The organism is Anaerolineae bacterium (assembly GCA_013178165.1).
Classification (GTDB): Bacteria; Chloroflexota; Anaerolineae; order Aggregatilineales; family Ch27; genus Ch27.
The window spans coordinates 299,467-323,698 of the sequence record JABLXG010000001.1; the positions used below are offsets into that span (position 1 = coordinate 299,467).

The following is a 24,232-nucleotide window of genomic DNA, read 5'->3' on the forward strand; positions in this document are numbered from 1 at the left end:
CCTAATACTTGCGCTCCTGGGGCGGGTACTTCTCCCAGTTGATGTTCACGTCTTTGAAGCTCAGCACCGGGCCATCCGGGCTTTTGTGCGCCATGGTGTGTTTGAGCCAGTGCTCGTCGTCGCGTTTGGCGTAGTCGGTGCGGTAGTGGGCGCCGCGGCTTTCTGTCCGGGCCAGCGCGGAGACGACCACCACTTCCGAGAAGGTCAGCAGGTGTTCAGTTTCCAGCGCGCCCAGCAGGTCGGTGTTGAAGCGGCGGCTGTGATCCATGATCCGCACACCCTGGAAGCGCTCCTGCAGCCGTCTGATGTCGCTGAGCGCCTGGCGGAGCCGGGCGTCGTCGCGGAAGATACCGGCGTTGTCGGTCATGGTGCTCTTCAGTTCCGCGGCGATGCGCGACCAGGATTCGCCCTGGCCAGCCGGTGCGTCGCTCATCAGCCGGGCGAGGCGCGCCTCGTTCCTGGCGACAACGTCACTTTCGACCGGCTGGAGCCTGGCTCCGCCCTTGACGAAAGCGGCCATAGCGTAGCCGGCACGGCGGCCAAACACAGAGGCGTCCAGCAGGCTGTTGGTACCTAGCCGGTTGGCACCATGCACGCTGATGCAGGCGCATTCCCCGGCGGCGTACAGCCCAACGACCGGCGTGCTCTGCGCATCGGCGATCACCTGCCCGTCCACCGTGGCCGGGATGCCGCCCATGCTGTAGTGGGCGGTAGGCTGGATGGGGGCCAGTTCGTCGATGACATCCACGCCGGAGAAATTGAGCGCGATCTCGCGCACCTGGGGCAGGCGCTCCAGGATTTTCTCCCGACCCAGGTGGCGCAGGTCCAGCCAGATGCCCTGTTTGTCCGGGCCGACGCCGCGACCTTCGTCGATCTCGGTCTGCTCGGAGCGGCTGACCAGATCGCGCGGGGCCAGCTCCATCTTGCCCGGCGCGTAACGCTCCATGAAGCGCTCGCCCTTGCTGTTGAGCAGGTAGCCGCCTTCGCCGCGGCAGGCTTCGCTCAGCAGGATGCCGTGGCCGTAGACGCCGGTCGGGTGGAACTGCACGAATTCCATGTCCATCAGGGGCACGCCGGCGTTGTAGGCGATGGCTACGCCGTCCCCGGTATTGGCCAGGGCGTTGGAGGTGATCTTCCAGGCCCGGCCATAGCCGCCGGTGGCGAACATCACCGCTTTGGCCCGCATAAGCACTACCTGCCCGGTCAGGATATCCAGGGCGACGATGCCCTTGCAGACGTTGTCTTCCACGATCACATCCAGGGCGTACCACTCTGAATAGAAGCGGACGCCGTGTTTGAGGGCTTGCTCATGGATGGTGTGCAGCAGGACATGGCCGGTCCAGTCGGCGGAGTAGCAGGCGCGGGGGGTGCTGTGTCCGCCAAAGCGGCGCTGGGCGACGCGACCGTCCGGCGTGCGGCTGAAGACACAGCCCATGTGCTCGTACTCGTACACGATCTCGATGGCGTCCTTGACCATGATCTCGATGGCATCCTGGTCGCCGAGCCAGTCAGAGCCTTTGATCGTGTCGAACATGTGCAGTTCCCAGCTATCGTACGGCTCAGCGTCAGGGGGGACCTGCTCCAGGGGGCCATCAGGGCCGGTGTTGGGGACGGGGCGGACATTGCCCAGCGCGGCAGCGATGCCGCCCTGCGCAGCGCCACTGTGTGAACGCAGCGGGTGGACCTTGGAGATCACGCCGACGTCAACGCCCTGCTCGCCGGCGATCATCGCGGCCCAGGTTCCGGCCAGACCGGCGCCCACAACGATGACGTCATGGGTGATGACACTTGGGTTGGACATACGCTCCCTCGTGGTCAGATGGCGATCGTGAAGGGGAAGCCCCCAGGGCTGCGTTGCCCCCGACCGCCAGAAGCGGTTGCAGACGATTCCGGCCACCGTTGTAGGGTTTCAGCCTGAACTAAATCGCCGCACTACAGAAAAGCGGCGGCCAGTCTTGAGTGTGGGGAAGTTCCGCTTCTCTCTGCCTGGAAGCGAGAATCCCCTGGTCCCCCTGTTTGATAGCCGGATGCGGAGACGGTATGCGGGCCGTGCTTGACGGACCCTGTTACTACCATAGTGGCCTATAGCCTGGCGGGTTAGTGTCACTCATCACCAATCGACGGGATATGCGTCTATCGGGCAGGGCGATGGGGAAGAAAGGACGCTGCCCCGGCATTCTGGAGCAGCGTCCGCAGGCGTCAGCCAGTGATGATGTGGTCGGCCTTTACCACAGGCCGAGGATCTTCCACCACAGCCCGCCGATGCCCAGCCAGATCACGATGTTGATCACGCTGATGATGAAGCCAAGCCTCCACCAGTCCTGCAGATCCACGTACCCTGCGCCGAACAGGACAGGCGCCGGGCCGGTGCCGTAGTGGGTCATGCTGCTGAACAGGTTGCTGAAGAAGGCCAGTACCAGCGCGGCCAGCAGGGGCGGCGTACCGACGGCGATCGAGACGGCCAGGAAGGCGGCGTACATGGCGCTCACATGTGCGGTGTTGCTGGCGAACAGATAGTGGCTGTAGAAGTAAGCCAGGCTCAGAATGAGGAAGGCCACCACCCAGTTCATGCCACCAACCAGGTTGCCCATCTCCGCGCTGAACCAGGGGATGAAGCCCAGCTTGCTGAGGAAGGAGGCCATCATGACCAGCGCGGCGAACCAGGTCAGCGTGTCCCAGGCGCCCTTCTCATTCAGGACATCCGTCCACGTGAGCACGCCGGTGATCAACAGGATGCCCAGGCCGGTCAGCGCGGTGACGGTCGCGTCGACGTTAATGGTGCTACCCAGAATCCACATGGCCAGCAAGAGGACAAAAACACCCAGCATGATCCACTCGCTGGTCTTGACCGCGCCCATTTCCGCCAGCTTTTCGCGGGCGATTTCCGGGGCCTTGGGCGTCTCAGTGATTTCCGGTTTGTAGAGCCGATACAGCACATATGGCACCACCAGCAGGCTGATGATGCCGGGGACGACCGCGGCAGTGGCCCAGTTGGTCCAGGTGATCTCGATACCCTGGTCGCCGGCCAGCTTCTGCGCCAGCGGGTTGGCGGCCATGGCCGTCAGGAACATGGCACTGGTGATGATCGTACCCTGGTAGGCGGCTTTGGTCAGGAAGGCACCGATCTTGCGGGCAGTGCCGTCATTCGGTTCGCTCCCGTAGGCGCTAGCCACCGAGCGCAGGATGGGGAAGATCACGCCGCCGGCGCGGGCGGTGTTACTGGGGATGGCCGGGGCCAGCACCAGATCGGTAGCGATCAGGCCGTAGCTCAGGCCCAGCGTCTTCTTGCCCAGCACACGCATGAACTGGTAGGCAATGCGCGCACCCAGGCCGGTCTTGATGAACCCGCGCGAGACGAAGAAGGCGGCCACAATGAGCCAGATGGTGGTGTTGCGGAAACCATCCAGTGACTCGGCGATCTTCAGCGTGCCGGTCAGGGCGGTGAGCGCGATGGCGATCATCGCAATCGCGCCCATTGGCAGCGGCTTGGTGATCAGGGCCACGATGGTGCCGACGAAGATGGCGAACAGGTGCCAGGCCGACACTGCGTTATAGCCGGCATCCGGGTTGGCGGCCACAAAATCCACCAGCGTCTGTGGCGGCGGCAGGAACCAGATGATCAGGCCGACGGCGACGGAGATCAGCGCCGGAACGAGCTTGATGGCGAAAAGCCCCTCTTCCGGCCCGGAAGCGGGCGCGGGCTTGCCGCGCGTAGAAGCGTTAGACATGGTGCGATACTCTCCTGAACGGGCAATGGTGAAGGTGCGCAGCGGGCACAATACCCCCTGTATTCCCGTCATTACGATAGGACGAGATCAACCTTGTGAGAAGTGTCACAAGTCATCTTTTTGCATGAATGCCGCTGAGACTGAGGCAAAGCGGGGGAAGGCTGCAGGGGCTGACGCCGGCGTTTGATGGGCGGCCCGGTGGCGCGGAAGGCGGCGATCCCGGCCTGAAATTGCAGAAAACTACAAAAGGCTGGCTGTGGAAGCCTCCTCGCAGGGGAACAAGAGGGGCGACCTGAATGCAGATCACCCTGTCAGTATTGTAGAAGCTCCTGGAGCCGGACAGGTAGTACAAAAGTCATGTTTCACCGCGACGCAGACCTGATCAACGTCACAGAATCGAAGGTGACAGATGTTATGTCCCGTTCAACCGCAGCAGGAGCAGGGCGGTTGTTCCTCCAGGGTGGCGGTGGGGCCGGTCGCCAGTTCGTAGCGGCGCGGCAGCCTGACCACAAACGGGCAGGATGGGCGACCGCTGCACCGGATGCACTGGCCGCTATCGTCGTTCACCTCGCGCAGCCGGCCCCGCTGCACCCAGTAGGTCAGCATTTCCGCCACAACGTCCGGATCGGTGTCCAGAGCGTGGGCCATTTCCGCCAGGGAAAGCGGCCCGTTATGCTGTTCAAAAAGCTGCAGGACCCGGGTGAGCGTGGTGGTCATCGCGGTAGCCTCTTCTCTATCCCAGCCCCAGCAGCAATCCGCCCTGGTAGACCAGCGTGGCTGCCAGCCAGGCAACACCCAGCGAGTAGCCCATCTGGTACAGCGTCCAGCGCGTCCCAAATTCCTGGCGCATGGCCGCCGTAGTGGCCATGCAGGGGACGTACAGCAGCACGAAGATGTTGAAGGCGACAGCCGCCAGCGGCGTGAAGGCATTGCGCAACGCGGCCTGTAGCGCTGAGGAGTCTTCTCCCTCCGGCGCAGCCGGGATGAATTGCACCGGCGGAATCTCTACGCCGGGGAGCAGGTTGACCGTGCGCGGCAGGATGTTGATCGCTTCTTGAGCGGTAAGGACAGTTGCCTCCGCGAAACTGCTGACGATAAAGCGCAGGTCTTCGCCCAGCGATGGCATAGTGACCTCGGCGGTCGGACGCGACGTTTCGTCCAGGTAAAGCTGGCTCAGGGTGGAGATCACGGCTTCCTTGGCCACGAAGCCGGTCACCAGCGCACCGCTGGCTCCCCAGTTGTCAAACCCCGCCGGCGCAAAGATGGGCGCCATGAGCTTGCTCAGCGCCCCGAACAGGCTATTTTCCAGCGTCACGGCGTTGAAGCGCCCCGGCGCGCCAGGCGCGGGCACGGCCAGCAGCAGCCAGATGAAGATCGAAGCCGCCAGGATCACCGTCCCCGCCTGGCGCAGAAAGGCGCGAATCCGTTCCCACATCGGCAGCAGCACATTGCGCAGGTTAGGCAGACGGTAGGGCGGCAACTCCATGACGAACAGCGGCACTGGCCGGTTCTTGAAGACGACACGGGTTAGCAGCAGGCTGGTCAGGACGGCCACCAGGATGCCAATCGCGTACATGGCGAAGACCAGGTTGCCAGATGACGCGCCGAAAAAGGCTGACCCGAAGATGACATAGATCGGCAGGCGCGCCCCGCAGCTCATGAAAGTGGTCAGAAAGCCGGTGATCTGGCGATCGATAGGGTTCTCCAGCGTGCGTGTGGCATAGATGGCCGGGACGTTACAACCAAAGCCAACCAGCATTGGCAGGAAGCTCTTGCCGTGCAACCCCAGCTTTTGCATGAAGCGATCCATCACGAAGGCGGCGCGGGCCATATAGCCGCTGTCCTCCAGTGCGGCGATGGCCAGGTAGAGAAAGGCCAGCACCGGCACAAAGACCAGCACGCCACCCACCCCAGTGATCACGCCCTCCACCAGCAGGCTCTCGATCCAGCTTCCACCCAGGCCAAGCACGCCCAGCAGCGCTGTTGCCCAGTGGGTAACCGGACCGCTGACTACCCCGTCCACCCAGTTGATGTACGGCACACTGACGTTGGCCGTGATCTGGAAGATCAGCCACATCACCGCCAGGAAGACCGGCACTCCCCAGACATGGTGGGTCACGATGCGGTCAAGCCGGTCGGAACGGGTGATGTGCGCTCCGGGCGGTCGGCTGACCACGCCGCGCAGTAACTCGGCAATGAAGCTGTAGCGGCTGTCGGCGATCAGGACATGCGGCTCTTCCCCCGTGATCGACTGGATGCGTTGCTGAGCAGCGCGCACCGCTGCCAGCAGATCGGGGTATGCCGCTGCTTCTGCCAGCAGAGGTTCGTCTTCTTCCAGCAACTTGATCGCCAGCCAGCGGGCCGGGTAACGGCTGGTGAGCGCTGTCTCCCGTCCGATCAGGGGCAGGAGTTCCTCGATCGCTTCTTCAACCGCCGGGGCCAGACGAACCTGCGCCAGCGGTGCGCCCGGCGGCTGCTCGATCGCCTGCAGCATGGCCGCTTTTAGCGCGTCCAGCCCTACCGCTTTGTGGCCGACGAGGGGGATCACCGGCACGTCGCCCAGTCGGTGGGAAAGCCGGGCGTGATCGATCTGGATGTGGCGGCTTTCGGCCACGTCGGCCATGCTCAGGCCCAGGATCAGCGGCACGCCCATTTCCATGAGCTGGGTGAACAGATACAGGTTGCGGGCCAGGTTGGCCGAGTCGGCTACACAGACCACAACATCCGCTTCGCCGCTCAGGATGAAGTCGCGGGCGACAAGCTCCTCAGCGGAAAAAGCGCTGAGGCTGTAGGTGCCCGGTAGATCGACCAGGGTCACCTCATGCCCGGCAAGGCGAAAGTAGCCCTCGTGCTTTTCAACGGTCTTGCCCGGCCAGTTGCCGACGTGCTGATGCGCGCCGGTGAGGACATTGAAGATCGTGCTCTTGCCGCTGTTGGGGTTGCCGGCCAGGGCGACGGTGAGTGTCCTGGTTTTTGTGCGGGGTGAGGGATCAGTTTGTGTTAGGGTCAGGGTCATAGGGAGTGACAATGATTTTGTGAGCGACGCCATGCCCAACAGCCAGACGAGCATCTTCCTTGAGCGCGATCAACATCGGACCAAAACTGCTGCCCTGAATCACCCGTACAGGCAGGCCAACTGTCAGCCCCAGGTCAGCCAGCCGCTTGCGCAGGCGGTAACCGCCATGAATGGCCACCACCCGGACGGTCTCGCCCGGCTGGGACATGTTTAACGGGTAAGTCTGGAGGGAGGGGGCAGCGTGTTTCATGAATCGGTCCCGATCTGTTATTGCAGCAATGATTGTCACAGATGCTCTGTCAGGTTGGCTCATTATACCTGATTTAATGCTTCCTGTCTGCTAAATGCGAACTATTCTCAATTATCTATCACCTGCGCCGGGACGGTCAGTGATGCCCTTCTCCGGAGGTGATGTATTTTGTCATGTTTGCTCCCCGACCTGCTATAGCGGTGGAGCAGGCGCCTGAAAGCAGCTATAATCCCGGCTACACTGTCGCCATCATTGCCGTACAGACCGGGAGCCTGATCATGACCATATCCAGCGAGCGCCTTGACGTGATCAACCATGCCGGGTTTCTGCCCCCTGACCTGGCCGCCCGTTACGCCCGCCTGCAGGCTTTGCTGCGGGAAATGGGGCGGGTGATCGTGGCCTATTCCGGCGGGGTGGACAGCACCCTGCTGGCCAGGGTCGCCGCTGATGTGCTGGGCGGGGATATGCTGGCCGTCATGGCCATCAGCGAGAGCTATAGCGCCGCCGAGTTGCCGGAGGCGCTCGCACTGCTGGAGGAGCAAGGCATTCCTTACCGCACCGTGCGCACGCAGGAGGTGCACGATCCGCGCTATGCCGCCAACCCGGCGGATCGCTGTTACTTCTGCAAGCAGCATCTGTTCGCCGAGTTGTTTGCCATCGCCAGGGCAGAAGGCTTCAACGCCATTGTCGACGGTTTCAACGCCGATGATGTGGGCGATCACCGGCCCGGTCGCCAGGCCGGGCGGGAGCGCGGGGTGCGCAGCCCGCTCTACGAGGCCGGTCTGACCAAGGCTGACATCCGCCATCTGGCCCGCACCCTGGGCCTGCGCAACTGGAACAAACCGGCGATGGCCTGTCTGTCCAGCCGGGTTGCCTACGGCAGCCCGATCACGCCGGCTGTTCTGGCCCGGATCGATCAGGCGGAGGGCGTTCTTCGCAGCCTGGGGCTAGGGCAGTTACGCGTCCGCCATCATGACAGCCTGGCCCGGATCGAGGTCTCGTCGGAGGACATCGCGACGGTGTTGGCGCACCGCGAGCAGATCGTGGCCGGGCTGAAGGCGGCGGGCTATGTGTATGTCACGCTTGATCTGCAGGGCTTTCGCAGCGGCAGCGGCAACGAGGTGTTGACCCGCCATGAGTGATCATCACTTCACTTTTGAGGAGGTGCAGGGCTTTGCCCGGCTGGATCACGATCGGGCTGCCCGCCAGGGATTGCCGGAGTTCGTTTACGCCGGGCATAAGACGCCGGAGCAGGTAGCGGCGATCATGGCCAGCATGGTCGCGCGGCAGGGGTGCGCCCTGGCCAGCCGCGTTGCCCAGGCCCACGCCGATGCCGTTCGCACTGCGCTGCCGGAGGCGCACTTTAACGCTACAGCGGGCCTGATCACCGTCGGGCAGATGCCCCGCCAGGCGGCTGGGCTGGCCCGTGTTGTGGCGGCGGGCACGTCTGATCTGCCGGTGGCGGAGGAAGCGGTTGGCGTCCTGGAGTTTCTGGGCGACCGGGTGGAGCGCCTGTACGATGTGGGCGTGGCCGGGGTGCATCGCCTGCTGGCCCATGTTGATGAGCTGGCCGGGGCCGATGTGCTGATCGTCGTGGCCGGGATGGAAGGCGCGCTGCCGACGGTGGTGGGCGGGCTGGTAGCGCCGCCGATCATCGCTGTGCCGACCAGCGTGGGCTACGGGGCCAGTCTGCAGGGGCTGGCGGCCCTGCTGGGGATGCTCAATAGCTGCGCGCCGGGCGTCTGCGTGGTCAACATCGACAATGGCCTGGGCGCGGCGGCGGCGGCTCACCGCATCCTCAACAGCCTGCGGCGGTCCTCCGGCAGCGCCGCTTCGTGATGACGGAGCACTGATGACGCGAATCGCCTATCTCGATCCGTTCGCCGGGACCAGCGGTGATATGTTGCTTGGCGCGTTGCTTGACGCCGGTTGGCCGCTGGAGGCGCTGCAAACGCTGGTCGATTCGCTCGGCATCCCCGGCGTAACCGTTTTCGCGGCGCGGGTGGAAAAGCGCGGCCTGGTGGGGACGCACGTCCGTGTTAACGCGCCGGAATCCCAGCCGCTGCGTCACCCCGCCGATTTGCTGACGATCATCGATCGGGCGGATGCGCTGCCATCCGTCCGGGCGCGGGCCGCCGCTGTGATCACCCGCCTGGCGGAAGCCGAGGCCCGCGTGCATGGCCTGGCGGTGGAAGATGTGCACTTTCACGAGATCGGCGCGGTGGACACGCTGGTGGATGTGCTGGGCGGCGTGGCCGGGCTGGCGGCGCTGGGTGTGGAACAGATCGTCTCCGCGCCGCTGCCCTGGTCAGGGGGAACCGTGCGGATCGCCCATGGCGTTTTTCCGGTCCCCCCTCCGGCGGTGGCTGTGCTGCTGGAAGGCTTCCCTGTGACGGGGGTTGACGTGCAGGGCGAGATGGTCACGCCGACGGGGGCGGCGCTGATCACCGGCCTGGCGGAGTCGTTCGGCCTACCTCCAGACATGATCGTGCGGCGTGTTGCCTATGGCGCTGGGACGCGCGACTGGCCCGACCGGCCCAACCTGCTGCGGCTGGTGCTGGGCGACGCCGTTGATGGCGCGGCGGATGCGGTGGTGACCGAGACGCTGACCGTCCTGGCCTGTAACCTGGACGACATGCTGCCGCAGTGGTACGGGCCGCTGGTGGAAGCAGCCCTGCGGGCCGGGGCGCTGGACGTCTGGCTGACCCCGGCGCACATGAAAAAGAATCGTCCGGCGGTGATCGTTGAGGTGCTGTGCCGCCCGATGGATGCGGCGCGGCTGCGCGATCTGCTCTTCCGCCAGACGACGACGCTGGGCGTGCGGGAATATAGCGTGATCCGCCGGGCGCTGCCGCGGGAGATGCGAACCGTACACACGCCTTATGGCGAGGTGCGCATCAAGATCGGGTATCCACAGAATGGCTCGCCCAAGTTCGCCCCGGAGCATGACGATTGCGTGGCGCGAGCGTCCGAGCATGGTGTCAGCGTGCGGGAGGTCTGGCTGGCGGCGGTGCAGGCGGCCCGGCAGGCAATGTGAGCAGGCCATTTGCCCGCCGATCTGGCAATACTCTATAATGAAAGCGGGGTAAAATAACCATAGCTATGATGCTAGCGGGCACGGGAAACATTCCAGGTCGAGCTGTTCTCGCTCCGGGTGGATGTGAGGCGGCACGATGCTGGACAGGGGCTGCCTGCCGGAAACTGTTATCCCAGACCTTTTTGTCTTAAGTCGTGCCCGGCTGCAGGTGATTATCCGGAGGGTAGCCGGGGAGTGCTGACACGGCCTCACCGTCGGGGAGTAGTCGGCGTTTGGCGGCGGCACAGCGATTCCGCGTGTTTGACGGCAGGAGCCTGATCTTCCATGGAACACGGCAACAGCATCCTGATTTGCCCGGTTTGCCAGCATAAGAATGACGCTCATGCCCTGCGCTGTGCGCAGTGTGGCGTCTCGCTGGTGCCCAATACCACCACCATTCACGTTTCCGATGAAGCTATTGAGAAGGCGGTGGGGGTACGCCCGGTCTCGCGCGAGGTGATCGGCGAGGGGGTTGTGTTCTATATTGCCGGGGAAGTCCAGCCGCTGATTGTGCGCGGGCGCAGCGAGATCATCCTGGGCCGCAAGGTGGAAGGCCAGCCGTCTGAGGTCGTGGACATGACGCCCTACCACGGCCATCTGCTGGGCGTTTCCCGCCGCCATGCCCGGCTGACCATCTCTTCCGAAGGGGCGTTGATCGAAGACCTGGGCAGCACCAACGGTACCTGGCTGAATGAGAAGCGCCTGACGCCCGATGCTTCGTTTGTGGTGACCAGCGGCGACCAGATCCGGCTGGGCCAGCTCATCCTGTTTGTCTATTTCGCCAGCGGTTCCACCCGCCAGAAGATCACGCTTAAGCCCAGCCTGGCCGCCCTGGCGGTGATCGAGCCGCCGCTGAGCATGGCCCTCTACCTGGCCCGGCAGGCCGTTGCTTACCTGGAAGCGCTGATCAGCATCCAGGAAGTGATCGATCGCGTACAGGCTCGTTCGCAGACAAGGGCAGGCATCAGTTCGATCGCTGTTCATGGGGATCCAGCGGGTGTCGAAGTGGCAGCGGAAGGGCTGATTGACGCCGTCAGGCTGGTTGAGGAAGTGATTGTCCCCTGGCAAAAGCTGCACGCTTCCCTGCTAGCCACGTCATGGACCGGGGGACGGTTGCCAGGGCCGCCGGTGCTGTCGTCTGCGCCACCGCCGGCCCGCCCGGCTGAGGTTTCGCCGGAAGCCGCGCCGCCGGTGGTGAGCGTGTCGCTGGATACTGCCCGGCTTGGCAGCGGGATGGCAGCTGCGCCATCCACGCCGCCGGAGCCTGAGCCGGAACCGGCTGTTCCCCCGGCTCAACAGACGGTAGAGCTTGCGCCGCAGGATGCAGCAGCGGCGCAGGGCACGGCAGCGGAGGAGTCACCGGCGGCGGAAAGCATTGCGGATAGCGGGCAGACCCCTGTACCTCCAGCACAGGAGGCGCCAGCGGCGGAGGTGCCCTCGCCAGCGACGCCGGAAACGCAGACGGCACAGGAGGATCAGCGCCAGAGGGTGTGGGAAGAGGCGTTGCAGAGTCTGCTGGCGGAGATGTTGAGCGCCATCAAGAGCGGGTTGCTGGGCGTGGAAAGTGATGACGCCAGCTACCTGCAGCAACTGCGCCCTCCTGTTGAGGCGCTGGTGTTAAACACGCTGGAAGTGGTCAAAAGCTCGTACTGAGCATCAACTTACGCAGATTGCCACGCGCCAGCCGTCACCGGCTGGCGCTGCTATTTCAGGCGCTTTCGGCGGACGACTTCTGACCCTGGTGGGTGGGTTGAATGCTGCGGTCGGCGTTGAAGGTCACCAGCATGCTGGCCGGGCTGTTTCCGCTGTTCTGAAAGCCGTGCGGCTGGCTGGCCTCAAAAACCAGGCTGTCGCCGGAGGAAAGGGTGAAGCGATAGTCGCCCACGCGGAAGTCCAGCGTGCCTTCCAGGCAGAAGATAAATTCCTCTCCGGGGTGGCTGATCAATTCGTTCGTCGTGCCTGCGCCGGGCTCAAGCACGATCAGGAAGGGTTGTACCTGCTGCTGGCGCAGGCCGATACCCAGACTTTCGATCACCATACCCTTGTGGCGGGTGATCAGGCGGTTATCGGCCCTGACCAGAATGACAGGCTGATTGCTTTCGTCCTCAAAGAAATCCGTGATGGCTACGCCAAGGGCCATCGCCAGCTGGTGCAGGGAAGAAACCGTCGGTGAATTTTCACCGCGTTCGATCCGGCTGATGGCGTTAATGGACAGGCCGCAACGTTCGGCCAGAGCGCGCAGGGACAGCCGCTGTTTCTCCCGCAGGGCGCGGATGCGTTGCCCGACGTTCGGCTCTCTCTTGGCAGTCATGCCTTACTCCTCACCGCTGTGCGGCGTACCCGGCGCCGCGGTGTCGCTGTACAATGGGTAACGCAGCTTGTTACAGGGTCACCACTATAACGCAGTCTGCGTTTCTTTGCCGCTTGATTGGAGAAAAAAGATGAGCAATCCCGCAGCGGTGGGACGCCAGGCCGGAGACTATATGCGGCAGGGCTTCAGTTGATCGGAGGCGATCGTGCTCGCCGTGGGCGAGCATCTATGGGGCAGCGTGGACGAACGCACCCGGCGCATGACATCCGCCTTCAGCGGCGGGCTGGGTGGCACACATGCCGAGTTGTGTGGGGCGTTGAGCGGCGGCGCGATGATCATCGGCGCTCTCAATGGGCGGGCCAACCTGATAGAGAGCAACGCCGCCTGCAAGGCGCTGGCCGCCCGTTACCGGGAGGCATTCCTGGCGCGCTTTGGGATGACGATCTGCAGCGACCTGCGCAGCCATGGCTACGGCGGGGGCGGCATCCCTTGCGCGGTGCTGGTGGAGCAGGCGGTTGAGGTGCTGCTCGACGTCCTGGCCGAAGCCGGCTACTGACCGATCCCGCCGCGGGGCTGCCGGGCCAACGGTTTAGCCCAGCAGCCGGTCCAGCGCGCCCAGCAGCGCCAGCACGTTTTCTTCCCGCGCCGAATAGCCCATCAGGCCAATGCGCCAGATTCTACCTTTCAACTCGCCCAGGCCACCGCTGATCTCAATGTTCATCTCCGCCAGAAGGCGACTGCGGACGGCAGCTTCATCGACGCTTTCCGGCACGCGGACGGTGGTCAGGGAAGGCAACCGGTGCTCCGGTGCGACATGCAGCGCCAGACCAAGCGCCTCCAGGCCGTTCCACAGCATCTCGGCGCAGCGGCGATGCCGCGCCCAGCGTGCTTCCAGCCCTTCTTCCGCCACCAGGCGCAGCGCCTCGTAGAGCGCCAGGCTCAGGTTGATCGGCGCGGTATGGTGGTAGACACGGCGGCTGTCCCAGTACTGGCGCAGCAATGTCAGGTCAAGGTACCAGCTGGCGACGGGCGCCCGGCGGGCCTCCAGTTTCTGCACGGCGCGCGGGCCGAGCGTGATCGGGCCGAGTCCGGGCGGGGCGCTCAGGCATTTCTGCGAGCCGGTGTAACAGACATCGATGTCGAGCGCGTCAACGGCAAAAGGCACGCCGCCCAGCGAAGCGACCGTATCGACGATCAGGATGCTGTCATAGTCGTGCACTGCCGCCGCGATGCCTTCCATAGGCTGGGCCGCGCCGGTGGAGGTCTCGCCGTGAACGAGGGCGACGACACGGGCCGGACGTTCCACCAGGGCGGCGCGGATGTCATCGGCGTTGAAGACTTCGCCCCAGGGGCGGGTGATTATCCGCACGTCGCCGCCGCAGCGGCGGGCCATTTCCGCGATGCGCAGGCCAAAGTACCCGTTGACACAGACCAGCACGGCATCGCCCGGCTCGACCATGTTGGCGACGGCGGTTTCCATGGCCGCCGTACCCGTGCCAGGCACGACCAACGTCAGCGCATTTTCCGTCTGGAAGACGTAGCGTAGCAGTTCCTGCGTGCGATCCATGATTGCCAGGTAGGAGGCATCCATGTGGCCGACGGGGGGTGTGCTCATGACCCGCAGGACGCGTGGAGGAACCATGCTCGGACCCGGGCCGAGCAGGATGCGCGGCGGTAGATCGATCTCCGGGGAGCTGGCAGGGGGCAGGTTCAGCGGGATCATGGCTTTCTCCTTGGCAGGCGGGCGCAGACTTTATTGTGGCCCGGCAGGGCCAGACGCGCAACGGGGTATACTAGGGCCGCATTGTGAGGGTTTTGGGTCTCGCAAGGGGGATTTCACTATGTTGTCTGACCTGGTTCGCAGGAATCGCACGCGCCGCCGCTTTTACCAGGATGTGCCGGTGGCAGAGGCGACGCTGCGTGAGCTGGTTGATCTGGCCCGGCTGTCGGCTTCCGGCTCCAATCGCCAGCCGCTCAAGTATTACCTCTCCTGGACGCCGGAGAAAAACGCCCTGATCTTCCCACATCTGCGCTGGGCGGGGTACCTGACTGGCTGGGGCGGCCCGGCGGAAGGCGAACGTCCGGCGGCGTACATCCTGATTCTGCATGACACAACGATCAGCGACGATCCCGGCGTTGATCATGGCATCGCTGCCCAGACCATCATGCTCGGTGCGACGGAGCGCGGGCTGGGTGGCTGTATCATCGGCTCGGTCAAGGGCGCCGAAGTCAGCCGCGCCCTGGGTCTGCCGGAACACTACCGTGTCCTGCTGGCCCTGGCGCTGGGCAAGCCGCGCGAGGAAGTCGTCATCGAGGAAGTCGGGCCGGATGGCGACATCCGCTACTGGCGCGATGAGCAAGGGGTACATCACGTCCCCAAGCGCCGGCTGGACGACATCATCGTCAGCTAACATCTGCGACCGGCGGCTGAGCGCTCAGCCGCCGGTCTGTTGTTGCTGGTGCTGGCGGAAAGTCATGATGTAGTTCATGCCCATTTCGTCGCGGCCCAGCATCAGGTCAGCGGCGCGGACGGCCAGGGCGTTTTTGAGCGGGTTGCAGATCGGGGCGTTGACCCCGGCCTGGATCAAGCCGGTCAGAAAGACGGTGTTGAGCAGTTCGCGTTCGGGCATGCCGTGGGAGGCATTGCTGGCTCCGGCGGTCAGGTTGCTGCCCAGCGCGGCGCGGATCATACTGGCGGTGGTCAGCGTGGTCAGGACGGCACGGTGATCAGCGCCAATAGTCAGCACCAGCGGATCGATGATCACATCCTGCGGCTTGATCCCGACTGTCTCCGCTCGCTGGAGAATTTTCTCCGCGATGGCGACGCGGGCCTCAGGATCGGTCGGGATGCCGTTGTCGTCCATGCACAGGCCGATCACGGCTGCGCCATATTCAGCCACGATCGGCAGCACGGCCCGCAGGCGTTCTTCCTCGCCGTTGACAGAGTTGACCAGCGCCCGCCCTTGAACCACCTTCAGAGCGGCGGCCAGGGCTTCCGGGTTGGGCGAATCGATGCACACCGGCACATCGACCACCTCCTGCACCATCTGTACGGCCAGCGGCAGCAGCCGGACTTCGTCCACCCCTGCCGCGCCGACATTCACGTCCAGCACAGCGGCCCCGGCCCGCACCTGAGCTATCGCATCCTGCGGGATGCGGCTCAGGTCGCCAGCCTGCAGTTCTGCGCTGAAGACCTTGCGCCCGGTCGGGTTGATGCGCTCGCCGATGATCACGGTCGGATGATCCGGGCTGATGATGACTTCCCGCCCGGTTCCTTTCAGGATGGTTTGCATGGGCTATCCTCTTTGTCGGGTTGGCGGGCATCAGCACTGACGCCCACGATGCATACCCGTTGATTATACCGGAGCGGCGGGCGGCTAGTGGATGGGAGCACAGGTCTGGAAGAAACGCGCCCGACTCCGGGAGGGATTTCCGCCGGAAAGCGCCAGCCCGAACGCAAAGGCCCACCGCAGGGGGTGGGCCTTGACGCTTTGCGATGATAGCTGCGGCTCAGTCGATGCCGCGCATGCGCGGATCAAGCGCATCGCGCAGGCCATCGCCCAGGAAGTTGAAGGCGAACATGACCAGGAACAGGGCGACAGCCGGGAAGATGGCCTGGTTCGGATAACTGCTGATCGTTTGCGCGCCGTCGGAGATCATCGATCCCCAGCTTGGCGTAGGCCGGTTGACGCCCAGACCGATGAAGCTCAGGAAGGCCTCGTAGCGGATGTAGACCGGGATGGTGAGCGTCTCGGCGACGATCAGCGGCCCAACGACATTGGGCATGACGTGGCGGAACATGATTGACAAGTGGGTGGCCCCCAGCGAGCGGGCGGCGAGCACATAATCGCGCTCGCGGGCGGAGAGCACTTCGCCACGCGTCAGGCGGGCCAGCCCAACCCAGGAGGTCAACCCGACGCCGATGAAGATGAACAACATGCCGCCCATCGCCCGGTCGGCCAGGTACAGGCTGTAGCCCAGCGTTCCGGCCTGGCTGGATTCATTGAAGGCGCCCCGGAAGTAGGCCATCATCAGGATGATGATCAACAGGGTGGGGAAGGCGTAGAAGATGTCGACGATGCGCATGATGATGTTGTCAACCCGCCCGCCGAAGAAGCCGGCGGCCAGGCCCAGCGGCACCCCCAGCAGCATCGAGACCAGCGGCCCCACAAAGGCGATGGCCAGGGAAATCCGCGAGCCGTAGATGATCCGGCTGAGGATGTCCCGTCCAAGGTCGTCCGCACCAAGGGGATAATCGTTGCTGACCTTGACATAGCCGCCATCTTCGATCGACTTCATGACCGGGAAGAGGTCGATGACCCACTGTGGGGCGGCGTTGTTGTCCGTCAGTACCTGGACTTCGTAGCTCTTAGGAGCGAGTTGCTCGGCGAAGATCGCCGTCAGGATGAGCAGAAGAATGATCACCAGGCCCAGCACCGCCATACGGTTGCGGACCAGGCGTTTGATGGCATCCAGCCACAGGTTATCGGCCTGCCTGTGCTCTTCAGCCAGTGTAATGATCTTGCCGGGTTCCTGCCGACTCTGGGTAGCGGTCATGCGTGTTCCTCTGTGAACTTACGAATACTGAATGCGCGGATCCAGCCAGACATAGACCAGGTCCACGAACAGGTTAGCCAGGATGACAAACGTCGCCAGCAGCAGGGTAGTGCCCATGATCACCGGATAGTCGCGGTTGGTGATGCTGACGACGAAGAACTTGCCCATACCCGGAATGCCGAAGATCAGTTCGGCAACAAAGCTGCCGGTGGCCAGGAAGGCGAAGAGCGGCCCCAGGGTTGTGACGACCGGGATCATCGCATTCTTGAGGGCGTGAATGCCGATGACAATCCGCTCATGCAAGCCCTTGGCCCGCGCTGTGCGGATGTAATCCTCGTTGAGCACCTGGAGCAGGCTGGCTCGTGTCAGCCGGGCCAGGCGGGCTGATTCAGCAAAGCCCAGGGCAAAGGCGGGCATGATCATGTGCTCAAAGCTGCCCCAGCCGGTGGGCGGTAGCCACTTGAGCTGCACGCCGAAGACGTAGCGCAGGATCGGGCCAGAGATGATGACCGGTACCGAGACGCCGATGATGGCCACGCTCATGGCGGCGTAGTCCCAGCGGGTGTTGCGCTTGAGCGCGGCGATGACCCCCGCCGGGATGCCGATGAAGACAGCGACGATCAGCGCACCAGTGCCCAGGGTGGCTGAAACAGGCAAGGTGCTCTTGATGATGCTATTGACTGTCTGGCTGACCGATTTGTAAGATGGCCCGAAGTTCATCCAGCGCAGGGTTCTATCGATGCCGGGGATGTAGATGTTGATCAGGTAGTCGTTGAGCACCGAAGGCGGCAGCCGGTTTTCGGTCAGGCGCGGGATGGCGATGTCGCCCATGTAATGCAGGTACTGCATGTAGAGCGGCTCATCCAGGTTATATTTGGCTTCCAGTTGCGCCAGGGCGCGCGGCGGTAGATTCTTTTCCGTGGAGAATGGCCCGCCGGGTACAGCACGCATGGTGGCGAAGGTTAGCAACGACACCACGAACAGGACCAGGAACATCTGGAGCAATCGTCGGACAATGTATCTTCCCATGATTCACCCTGTGACTATGACGACCCTGCTCACGCTGGAGCGACTGTGGTCGTGTCAATCGGACAAGTGAATACTGTCAAAAGCGCGTTAGCACCGGAATGATGCCTCTTGAGAACTATCTTTGTTGCCATCGGGCCTGCTGGCCCGATTATCAAGCTGCATCATTCCGAAGCTACAACAGTGCACCTGTCATCGGGCAGGGAGAGGGGCGACGCCCCTCTCCCTGATTGCTGTTGTCAAGGTATCCCGGCGTTTACTGCCGGGCAATCGGGGCCAGCCTTACGGCTTGGCAGCCAGGTCGATATCCCACTTCTCGTAATACTGCTGGCCGAAATGCGAGTAAGTGCGTGTCACCCACGGCTGGGTCATATTCAGGTTGGTGTAGAAGTAGATCGGGATGACCGCCGCACTGGCATTGGTCAGCAGGTACTCAGCCTCGGCGTAGAGGTCAGTACGCTTCTGCAGGTCAGTCTCAGACATCGCCTGCTCAACCAGCTGGTCAAAGCGCTGGGCATTCTCGTCATGCCAGCTGATGCCCAGTTCGCGGACTGAGCTGTGGAAAACGTCGTACAGGAAGTTGTGGGTATCGGTGTAGTCCAGGCACCAGCCATAGCGGAAGACCTGCGGAGCGCTGGTTTCGTTCTTGATGGTCTCCAGGTAGGTGCCCCACTCCTGGGTCTGGATGGTCACGTTGATACCCAGGTTTTCAGTCCACATCTGCTGGATGGCCTGAGCGATACGAGCGTGGCCTTCGCTCTCATTGTGCATGAGGGTGATCGGCTCCATCTGCTCCAGGGTGATCCCGCGTTCATCCAGGTACTCCTGCAGCAGGGCCTTGGCGGCGTCAACATCCTCGCTGATCGCGTATTGCGGATAGTCAGCAGCCTTGGGTGCAGCGGCCAGGATGTCTTCACGCGAGAAGAAGTAGGCCGGCGTCTGGCCACCCTTCAGCACATTGTCGATCAGGGCCTGGCGGTTGACGGTCATGGACAGGGCACGGCGAACGCGGACATCATCAACCGGCGGTTTGGCGGTGTTGATGCCATAGATGTAGGTGCAGCCGGAGGGGCCGATGTACAGCGCTTCGGAGAGCGTTGCATCAGCGCGGATGCGGTCGAGATCGGCCAGCGGGACCTGGGCGATATCAGCCGTGCCAGCCTCAAAGTTGGCCAGCGAAGCACTCTGATCCAGGATCAGCATCCGGACTTCGTCAATCGTGGCAACGGGGATGGTGTCGGTGCCAGGCCAGAAGGGGTTCTTGATCAGGGTGACGCTTTCCCCATGGACCCAGTCCTTGAGGGTGTACGGGCCGTAACCCTGGAAGTATTCCGGCTCAGTCCAGAGATCGCCAGCTTCCTCGATCACCCACGCTGGCTGGGCATAGGCCTGCCACATGCCGAAGATGGAGGACAGGAAGGCGGCGGGCTGGGTCGCGGTGATTTCCAGGGTGTAGGTGTCCAGCGCTTTCACACCCAGCTCTTCCACGGGCTTGGTGCCATCGTAGACTTCCTTGCCGTTGAGCACCCAGCCAGCCATGATGCCACCATAGTAGCTACCGAGCTGACCGCCAATCGAACGGCGGATGCCAAAGGCGAAGTCTTCAGCGGTCACGTAGCGGGGGTTGCCGTCGGCGTCAAGAACCTGCTCCACCGCGTCCGTCTCCGGGTTGTACTTCACCCACGGCACTTCCGGCAGGATGCTGAAGGTGTAGACCAGCCCATCCTCGGAGACTTCCCAGGTAGCCATGCCGGGTTCAGTCACCAGCGTGATCTCGTTGGTGCGGGTCAGGCCAGGGTTAGTCTCGATCAGAACCTGGATCGAGCTGGTGTCGGTTGCCAGCGAGGGGTCCAGCGTGGGGACGTCGGAAGCACCCAGCGCGTTGGCATCGATCAAGACCTTCTTGCCTTCCTGGGCCGTGATCGTGCTGGCCGCGAACGACAGCACCAGCACCACGACGAGGGCGAGGCTGACAAAACGAGCGAACTTTCCTGACATAGTGAGGTCTCCTCCCGAGAAATGTAGTTTGCGTATACGGGACAAACAGCCCTGGCGAGCGCCGCCGCACGACCTGCGCTGGTGCGGGCAGGCGTCATCCAGAATCACGTGGGCATGGAAATTGTAGCATGTTTTAAAAACTGCCACAAGAAATTTCTTAATACTGTCTATTGTTGCCACAATGTCTGCTATAAGGATGGCTGATCGCTCGCGGCGGCCAGCGGCAGGGTGACAGTGAAGGTGCTGCCCTGCCCGACCACGCTCTGCACACTCAGCAGGCCGCCGAACGTGCCCAGCAGTTGCTTGACGATCGTCATGCCCAGGCCGGTGCCGGTGATGTTGGCCTCTCTGGCGTTGGCGGCACGGAAGAATTCCTGGCCGAGCTTCTCGATATCTTCAGCGGGGATGCCGATGCCGGTGTCGGCTACGCTGACGTGGACGCTTGGCCCTTCCCGCCAGGCGCTGACCAGCACTTTGCCGCCCTCCGGTGTGTACTTGACCGCATTACCGATCAGGTTTTCGAAGATACGGGCCAACCCTTCCTCGGTGGCCTGGACGGTCAACGGTTCCGGTGGCAGGGTCAGGCTGAAGTCAAGACCCTTGTGTTGCGCCTGGGGCGCCAGGCGCTCGACAACCTGCTGCAACGTGGTGGTCAGCGGGACGGGGACGAGGGGCTGCTTGAGGTCGACGGCCTTGCTGGCGGCGAAGGCTAACAGGTCACCGATCAGGGCCAGCAGCAGGTCAAACCGCTTCTCCAGACGGCTGACGATATCCCGCTGCTCAGGGGTCAGTTCCCCGACAATGTTGCGGGAGAGCAGGCTCACCAGGCTCTGGGCGCCGGTGACCGGGGCACGCAACTCATGGGTAACGGTGCGCACGAACTGGGCGCGTTCGTGGTCGGCGCGTTGCAGGGCGTCATGGGCCAGGGCGTTCTCAATGGCGATCGCGCCCTGCTGGGCGATGGCCGTGATGAAGTCGGCATCTTCGCGGTCGAAGCGGTTCGCCTCCCGGCTATAGACGCGCAGGACGCCCAGGGGTCGCCGCCGCCCCAGGATCGGCACCGCCAGCACGCTCTGAATGCCTTCGGCGGCCATCTCCGCCGGGTACTGCACGCGCGGGTCGCGCTGGGGATCGTGGACGATCACCGCCTGGCCGGTGAGCGCCTCGCGATCCACCTGGCTGGCGGAAAGCGCCACCGGACCTTTTTCCAGGTAAACGCGGCTCAGGCCATAAGAGGCGGCCATTTGCAGGGTCTCGCCGCTGGAATCCAGCAGGCGGATCGACGCCCCGGAGACGGAGAGCGCCAGCGCCGCGTTGATGGCCAGCCGTTCCAGCGTGTCGCCCAGTTCCAGCGTCGCGTTGACATCTTCCGCCGTCTGGAGCAGGGCGCTGATCTGGCGCTCGCGCAGGCGGAGACGCTGGATGATCGAAGCGGTGATATAGGCTGTGGCGAAGAGTCCGACCGCCAGGAAGAGAATCTGCGCCACGGCATACATGGGGTTGGCGCATAGTTCGCAGGCGACACCGGGCAGGGGGCTGTAACGCGGCAGGATACCGGCCCCTTCCAGCATGGCGATCAGGACTACGCCCAGCACGGCAATTCCAGCATAAATGTATGGTGACTGCCCCGGCAGCAGGACAGTCACCATCACCACATGGATGAAGAAAAACGTGATGCCGGGGCTGGCGATCCCGCCTGTCAGGTGCATGAAGACCCACATGCTCAGCCAGTCCAGGCCGATCTGCCACAGGACAAGGCGCTGGATGCGCTGCCCGTAGGCGACATCATCGGGGGTATAGGCCCGGCGGGTGAGCCACGCTAACACGGCGTTATAGGCCAGGATGAAGCCGCCAACCAGGTATAGTGGCGCCTCCGGCAGGGGCAGGCGCAAACCATGCACGGTAAAGGCCGTCGCCAGCAAAACCACCACCCCGGCCAGCCAGCGCGTCAGGATCAGGCGGCGGTTATTGCCCGCCAATCCCCGCGTGGTGGAGGCGGCAAGCAGGCTGAGGGCGCTGGAGGACGTGCTCATCGTCACCTGGCCTGTCTCAGGGTTGCCGGTCGCCCGTTCAACGACGGAGCAGCGCGTTCACCTTGGCCACCAGTACTTCCGGATCGATCGGCTTATCGATGAACTCCTCCACCGGTAGATAATCTTCCTCTGGTCCAAAGCGCAGCGGTGTGGTGGAGTGAATGGAAGTCAGCATGATAATCGGGATGGTGCTGTATTCTTTGTATTCCGACTTGGGGTCGCGGCTGCGTAATGTCAGCGCCGTCTGGAAACCGGCGGTAGTCGATTCCATCATCACATCAAGCACGATCAGATCCGGTTTTTCAGCTTTGATCTTGGCCAGGCCCTCGGCACTGCTGCGGGCTTCCAGCACCTCGTAGCCGGCCTTTTCCAGCACCAGGCGGGTAGCCAGCGCGATGTCCGGATCGTCGTCAATGACCAGGATTTTTGCTTTAGGCATCGTCCCCTCAATTCTTAACTGGTGGACTTAAGCTCGTCCAGGATAGCCGCGCACAGCGCCGGGATGGCAGCCCTGACCGGCTCGCTCAGCCCGACTGTCCAATCAAGGTTCAGGGGCTGGACGCCGTAGATGGTGATCGCGGCGGGCAGGACATCCAGCGCTTCTCCCAGGGCCAGGGCTTCGGCCAGCCCGGCGTAATGGACCGCTACACGCGCATGCAGGTCATTTGCTGTCAGTGTAGCATCTTTTAAAGTAAAGCGAACCCACTCCCCCGGCGCACGGCCCATTTCCGCCGCATCGACGATGATCGCCCGTCCATAGCCCTGCAGCAGCAGGACGGTCTCCAGGCCGGGCGTGCCGCCATCCTGCACGGTCACGTCGGGTGGCAGACTCTCCGCCGCCAGGCGCTCAACAACCGCCTGCCCCACGCCATCATCGCCACGCAGCGGGTTGCCCAGCGCCAGGACGAGCGTGCGTCCCGGCGCCGGGGAAGGGTCGTGATGATCAGACAAACTGCACATTCAGCAGGTGAGTCGAGCAGGAAATGCACGGGTCGTAAGCGCGCACCAGCATCTCCAGGGCCCGGGTGATCTGTTCCTGGGTACGGTCCAGGATTTCCGGCACCAGTTTGCGCATGTCGGCCTCGATGTTGGCCAGGTTCTGGCCGGTCGGGATGATACAGTTGGCGCCGATCACCTTGCCATCTTCGATTACGTAGTTGTGGAAGAGCGTTCCGCGCGGCACGTCGCATGCGCCGACGCCCTCGCCGGACAGGCGGGTGGGCGGGGCTGGTTCTTCCCAGACAACGCCGCGGGCCAGTAGCTGGTCGATCAGGCGGATGGCGTCTTCCACACAGTGGACGATCTCCACTACCTGGGCAACGGTGTTCATGTACGGGTTGGTGTTCTTGGGCTTGAGGCCCAGCGTAGCAGCGGCGGCTTTGGCGCGGGGATGGAGCTGGTCGTAGTTCACGTTGAAGCGAGCCAGCGCCCCGACCATATACGACTCGCGCTGGTTGGCTGTGTGCTTGGCGCTGGAATGAGGCACGATGGTTTCGTTGGTCACCCGGCGGTAATCCTCGGTCGGCCAGGTGCCGCCATCCGTGCTGGCGATCACGCCGTCGATGAAGCAGTATTCGTCCGGCTTGTGCAGGGCGATGTATTCCGTATCGCGGGAGAAGTCCGGTATTGGCAGCGTGCTGAAGAGTTCAACGGTGGTGTCCACATCGGCGCGCATGGCAACCAGCCGTTCGCGCAGAGCGGCCAATTCCTCGCTGGTTGGGAAGTGGGTGAAGCCGCCAACCGTCATGGCGATGGGATGCGTGTGGCGTCCGCTAATCGCCTTGCACAGGTCGCCGGCCAGCTTCTTCATCCGCAGGGCGCGCAGGACGACTTCCGGGGCGCTCTTGGCCAGCGGGATGACGCTGCCGACGCCCAGAAAGTCCGGCGCGACAAGCATATAGGCGTGCAGGATGTGGCTATCCAGGATTTCACCGTGAAAATTCAGCTTACGCAGCAGGACAGTCTGCTCGCTGGGCTGGACGCCGAGCGCCTTTTCCGTAGCGCGCAGGGAGGCTGTGGCATGGCCGACGGCGCAGATGCCGCAGATGCGCGAGGTAATGTGTGAGGAATCGCTGTAGGGCCGCCCGCGCAGCATAGCCTCAAAGAAGCGTGGCGTTTCGACGATCTGCAGCTCGCACTGCTTCAATTCGCCATTCTGAACATCGACAACGATGTTCCCGTGGCCCTCCACACGGGTGAGGTGATGGACATCTACCTTCAGGGATTTGGTGGTCATG

The 24,232-nt window shown here is 63.4% G+C and carries 21 protein-coding genes; 6 read left to right on the forward strand and 15 right to left on the reverse strand.

Annotated elements, in window-relative coordinates:
• Position 1: 1 nt before the first annotated feature.
• From sdhA to HPY64_01250, 5 genes are all read right to left on the reverse strand, one after another.
• Positions 2–1,801, reverse strand: a complete 1,800-nt coding sequence (gene sdhA, locus HPY64_01230; GenBank protein NPV65748.1) for a succinate dehydrogenase flavoprotein subunit — start codon at positions 1,799–1,801, stop codon at positions 2–4.
• A gap of 424 nt (positions 1,802–2,225) precedes the next feature.
• Positions 2,226–3,728 (reverse strand): anion permease, encoded by a 1,503-nt coding sequence (locus tag HPY64_01235; GenBank protein NPV65749.1) that lies wholly within the window; start codon positions 3,726–3,728, stop codon positions 2,226–2,228.
• A 423-nt stretch (positions 3,729–4,151) separates the two neighbouring features.
• Positions 4,152–4,445 (reverse strand): hypothetical protein, encoded by a 294-nt coding sequence (locus HPY64_01240; protein ID NPV65750.1) that lies wholly within the window; start codon positions 4,443–4,445, stop codon positions 4,152–4,154.
• Between the two features lie 16 nt (positions 4,446–4,461).
• The gene (feoB, locus tag HPY64_01245; protein ID NPV65751.1) at positions 4,462–6,744 is read right to left on the reverse strand and encodes a ferrous iron transport protein B; all 2,283 of its coding nucleotides are present in this window, start codon (positions 6,742–6,744) and stop codon (positions 4,462–4,464) included.
• Positions 6,719–6,994: a ferrous iron transport protein A gene (locus tag HPY64_01250; protein NPV65752.1), complete on the reverse strand. Its 276-nt coding sequence runs from the start codon at positions 6,992–6,994 to the stop codon at positions 6,719–6,721. The genes feoB and HPY64_01250 overlap by 26 nt, the downstream gene beginning before the upstream one ends.
• Before the next feature lie 278 nt (positions 6,995–7,272).
• Between HPY64_01250 and larE the strand changes: the two genes are divergently transcribed.
• From larE to HPY64_01270, 4 genes are all read left to right on the forward strand, one after another.
• Positions 7,273–8,136: an ATP-dependent sacrificial sulfur transferase LarE gene (larE, locus tag HPY64_01255; GenBank protein ID NPV65753.1), complete on the forward strand. Its 864-nt coding sequence runs from the start codon at positions 7,273–7,275 to the stop codon at positions 8,134–8,136.
• Entirely contained in the window at positions 8,129–8,833 is a 705-nt protein-coding gene (gene larB, locus HPY64_01260) for a nickel pincer cofactor biosynthesis protein LarB (GenBank protein NPV65754.1), read from the forward strand. The genes larE and larB overlap by 8 nt, the downstream gene beginning before the upstream one ends.
• A gap of 13 nt (positions 8,834–8,846) precedes the next feature.
• Positions 8,847–10,031, forward strand: coding sequence for a nickel pincer cofactor biosynthesis protein LarC (gene larC / locus HPY64_01265; protein ID NPV65755.1), 1,185 nt, complete (start codon positions 8,847–8,849; stop codon positions 10,029–10,031).
• A gap of 324 nt (positions 10,032–10,355) precedes the next feature.
• Positions 10,356–11,723, forward strand: a complete 1,368-nt coding sequence (locus HPY64_01270) for an FHA domain-containing protein (GenBank protein NPV65756.1) — start codon at positions 10,356–10,358, stop codon at positions 11,721–11,723.
• A gap of 55 nt (positions 11,724–11,778) precedes the next feature.
• Here HPY64_01270 and HPY64_01275 read toward each other — a convergent pair whose 3' ends face one another.
• Positions 11,779–12,381 carry a helix-turn-helix transcriptional regulator gene (locus HPY64_01275; GenBank protein ID NPV65757.1) on the reverse strand — a complete coding sequence of 201 codons (603 nt, stop codon included), beginning with the start codon at positions 12,379–12,381 and terminating at the stop codon, positions 11,779–11,781.
• Positions 12,382–12,586: 205 nt separating this feature from the next.
• Here HPY64_01275 and HPY64_01280 point away from each other — a divergent pair, with 205 nt between their 5' ends.
• Positions 12,587–12,937: a C_GCAxxG_C_C family protein gene (locus HPY64_01280; protein NPV65758.1), complete on the forward strand. Its 351-nt coding sequence runs from the start codon at positions 12,587–12,589 to the stop codon at positions 12,935–12,937.
• A 33-nt stretch (positions 12,938–12,970) separates the two neighbouring features.
• Here the strand turns inward: HPY64_01280 and HPY64_01285 are convergent, their stop codons facing one another.
• Entirely contained in the window at positions 12,971–14,104 is a 1,134-nt protein-coding gene (locus HPY64_01285; protein ID NPV65759.1) for an alanine--glyoxylate aminotransferase family protein, read from the reverse strand.
• Positions 14,105–14,222: 118 nt separating this feature from the next.
• Between HPY64_01285 and HPY64_01290 the strand changes: the two genes are divergently transcribed.
• Complete coding sequence (locus HPY64_01290) at positions 14,223–14,792, forward strand: nitroreductase family protein (protein NPV65760.1); 570 nt, start codon at positions 14,223–14,225, stop codon at positions 14,790–14,792.
• Positions 14,793–14,816: 24 nt separating this feature from the next.
• Here HPY64_01290 and HPY64_01295 read toward each other — a convergent pair whose 3' ends face one another.
• From HPY64_01295 to HPY64_01330, 8 genes are all read right to left on the reverse strand, one after another.
• Positions 14,817–15,674, reverse strand: a complete 858-nt coding sequence (locus HPY64_01295; GenBank protein ID NPV65761.1) for a dihydropteroate synthase — start codon at positions 15,672–15,674, stop codon at positions 14,817–14,819.
• Positions 15,675–15,891: 217 nt separating this feature from the next.
• Positions 15,892–16,938, reverse strand: a complete 1,047-nt coding sequence (locus HPY64_01300; protein NPV65762.1) for an ABC transporter permease — start codon at positions 16,936–16,938, stop codon at positions 15,892–15,894.
• Positions 16,939–16,956: 18 nt separating this feature from the next.
• A complete protein-coding gene (locus tag HPY64_01305) occupies positions 16,957–17,967 on the reverse strand; it encodes an ABC transporter permease (protein NPV65763.1) in 1,011 nt (336 codons plus the stop codon).
• A gap of 279 nt (positions 17,968–18,246) precedes the next feature.
• On the reverse strand, positions 18,247–19,962 hold the full coding sequence (locus HPY64_01310; GenBank protein NPV65764.1) for a peptide ABC transporter substrate-binding protein: 1,716 nt from the start codon (positions 19,960–19,962) through the stop codon (positions 18,247–18,249).
• Between the two features lie 188 nt (positions 19,963–20,150).
• Positions 20,151–21,995, reverse strand: a complete 1,845-nt coding sequence (locus HPY64_01315; GenBank protein ID NPV65765.1) for a GAF domain-containing sensor histidine kinase — start codon at positions 21,993–21,995, stop codon at positions 20,151–20,153.
• 37 nt (positions 21,996–22,032) lie between these two features.
• The gene (locus HPY64_01320; protein NPV65766.1) at positions 22,033–22,434 is read right to left on the reverse strand and encodes a response regulator; all 402 of its coding nucleotides are present in this window, start codon (positions 22,432–22,434) and stop codon (positions 22,033–22,035) included.
• A gap of 14 nt (positions 22,435–22,448) precedes the next feature.
• A complete protein-coding gene (locus HPY64_01325; protein NPV65767.1) occupies positions 22,449–22,946 on the reverse strand; it encodes a hydrogenase maturation protease in 498 nt (165 codons plus the stop codon).
• Positions 22,939–24,231, reverse strand: coding sequence for a Ni/Fe hydrogenase subunit alpha (locus HPY64_01330; protein ID NPV65768.1), 1,293 nt, complete (start codon positions 24,229–24,231; stop codon positions 22,939–22,941). Before HPY64_01330 ends, HPY64_01325 begins: the two co-directional genes overlap by 8 nt.
• Position 24,232: the final 1 nt, after the last annotated feature.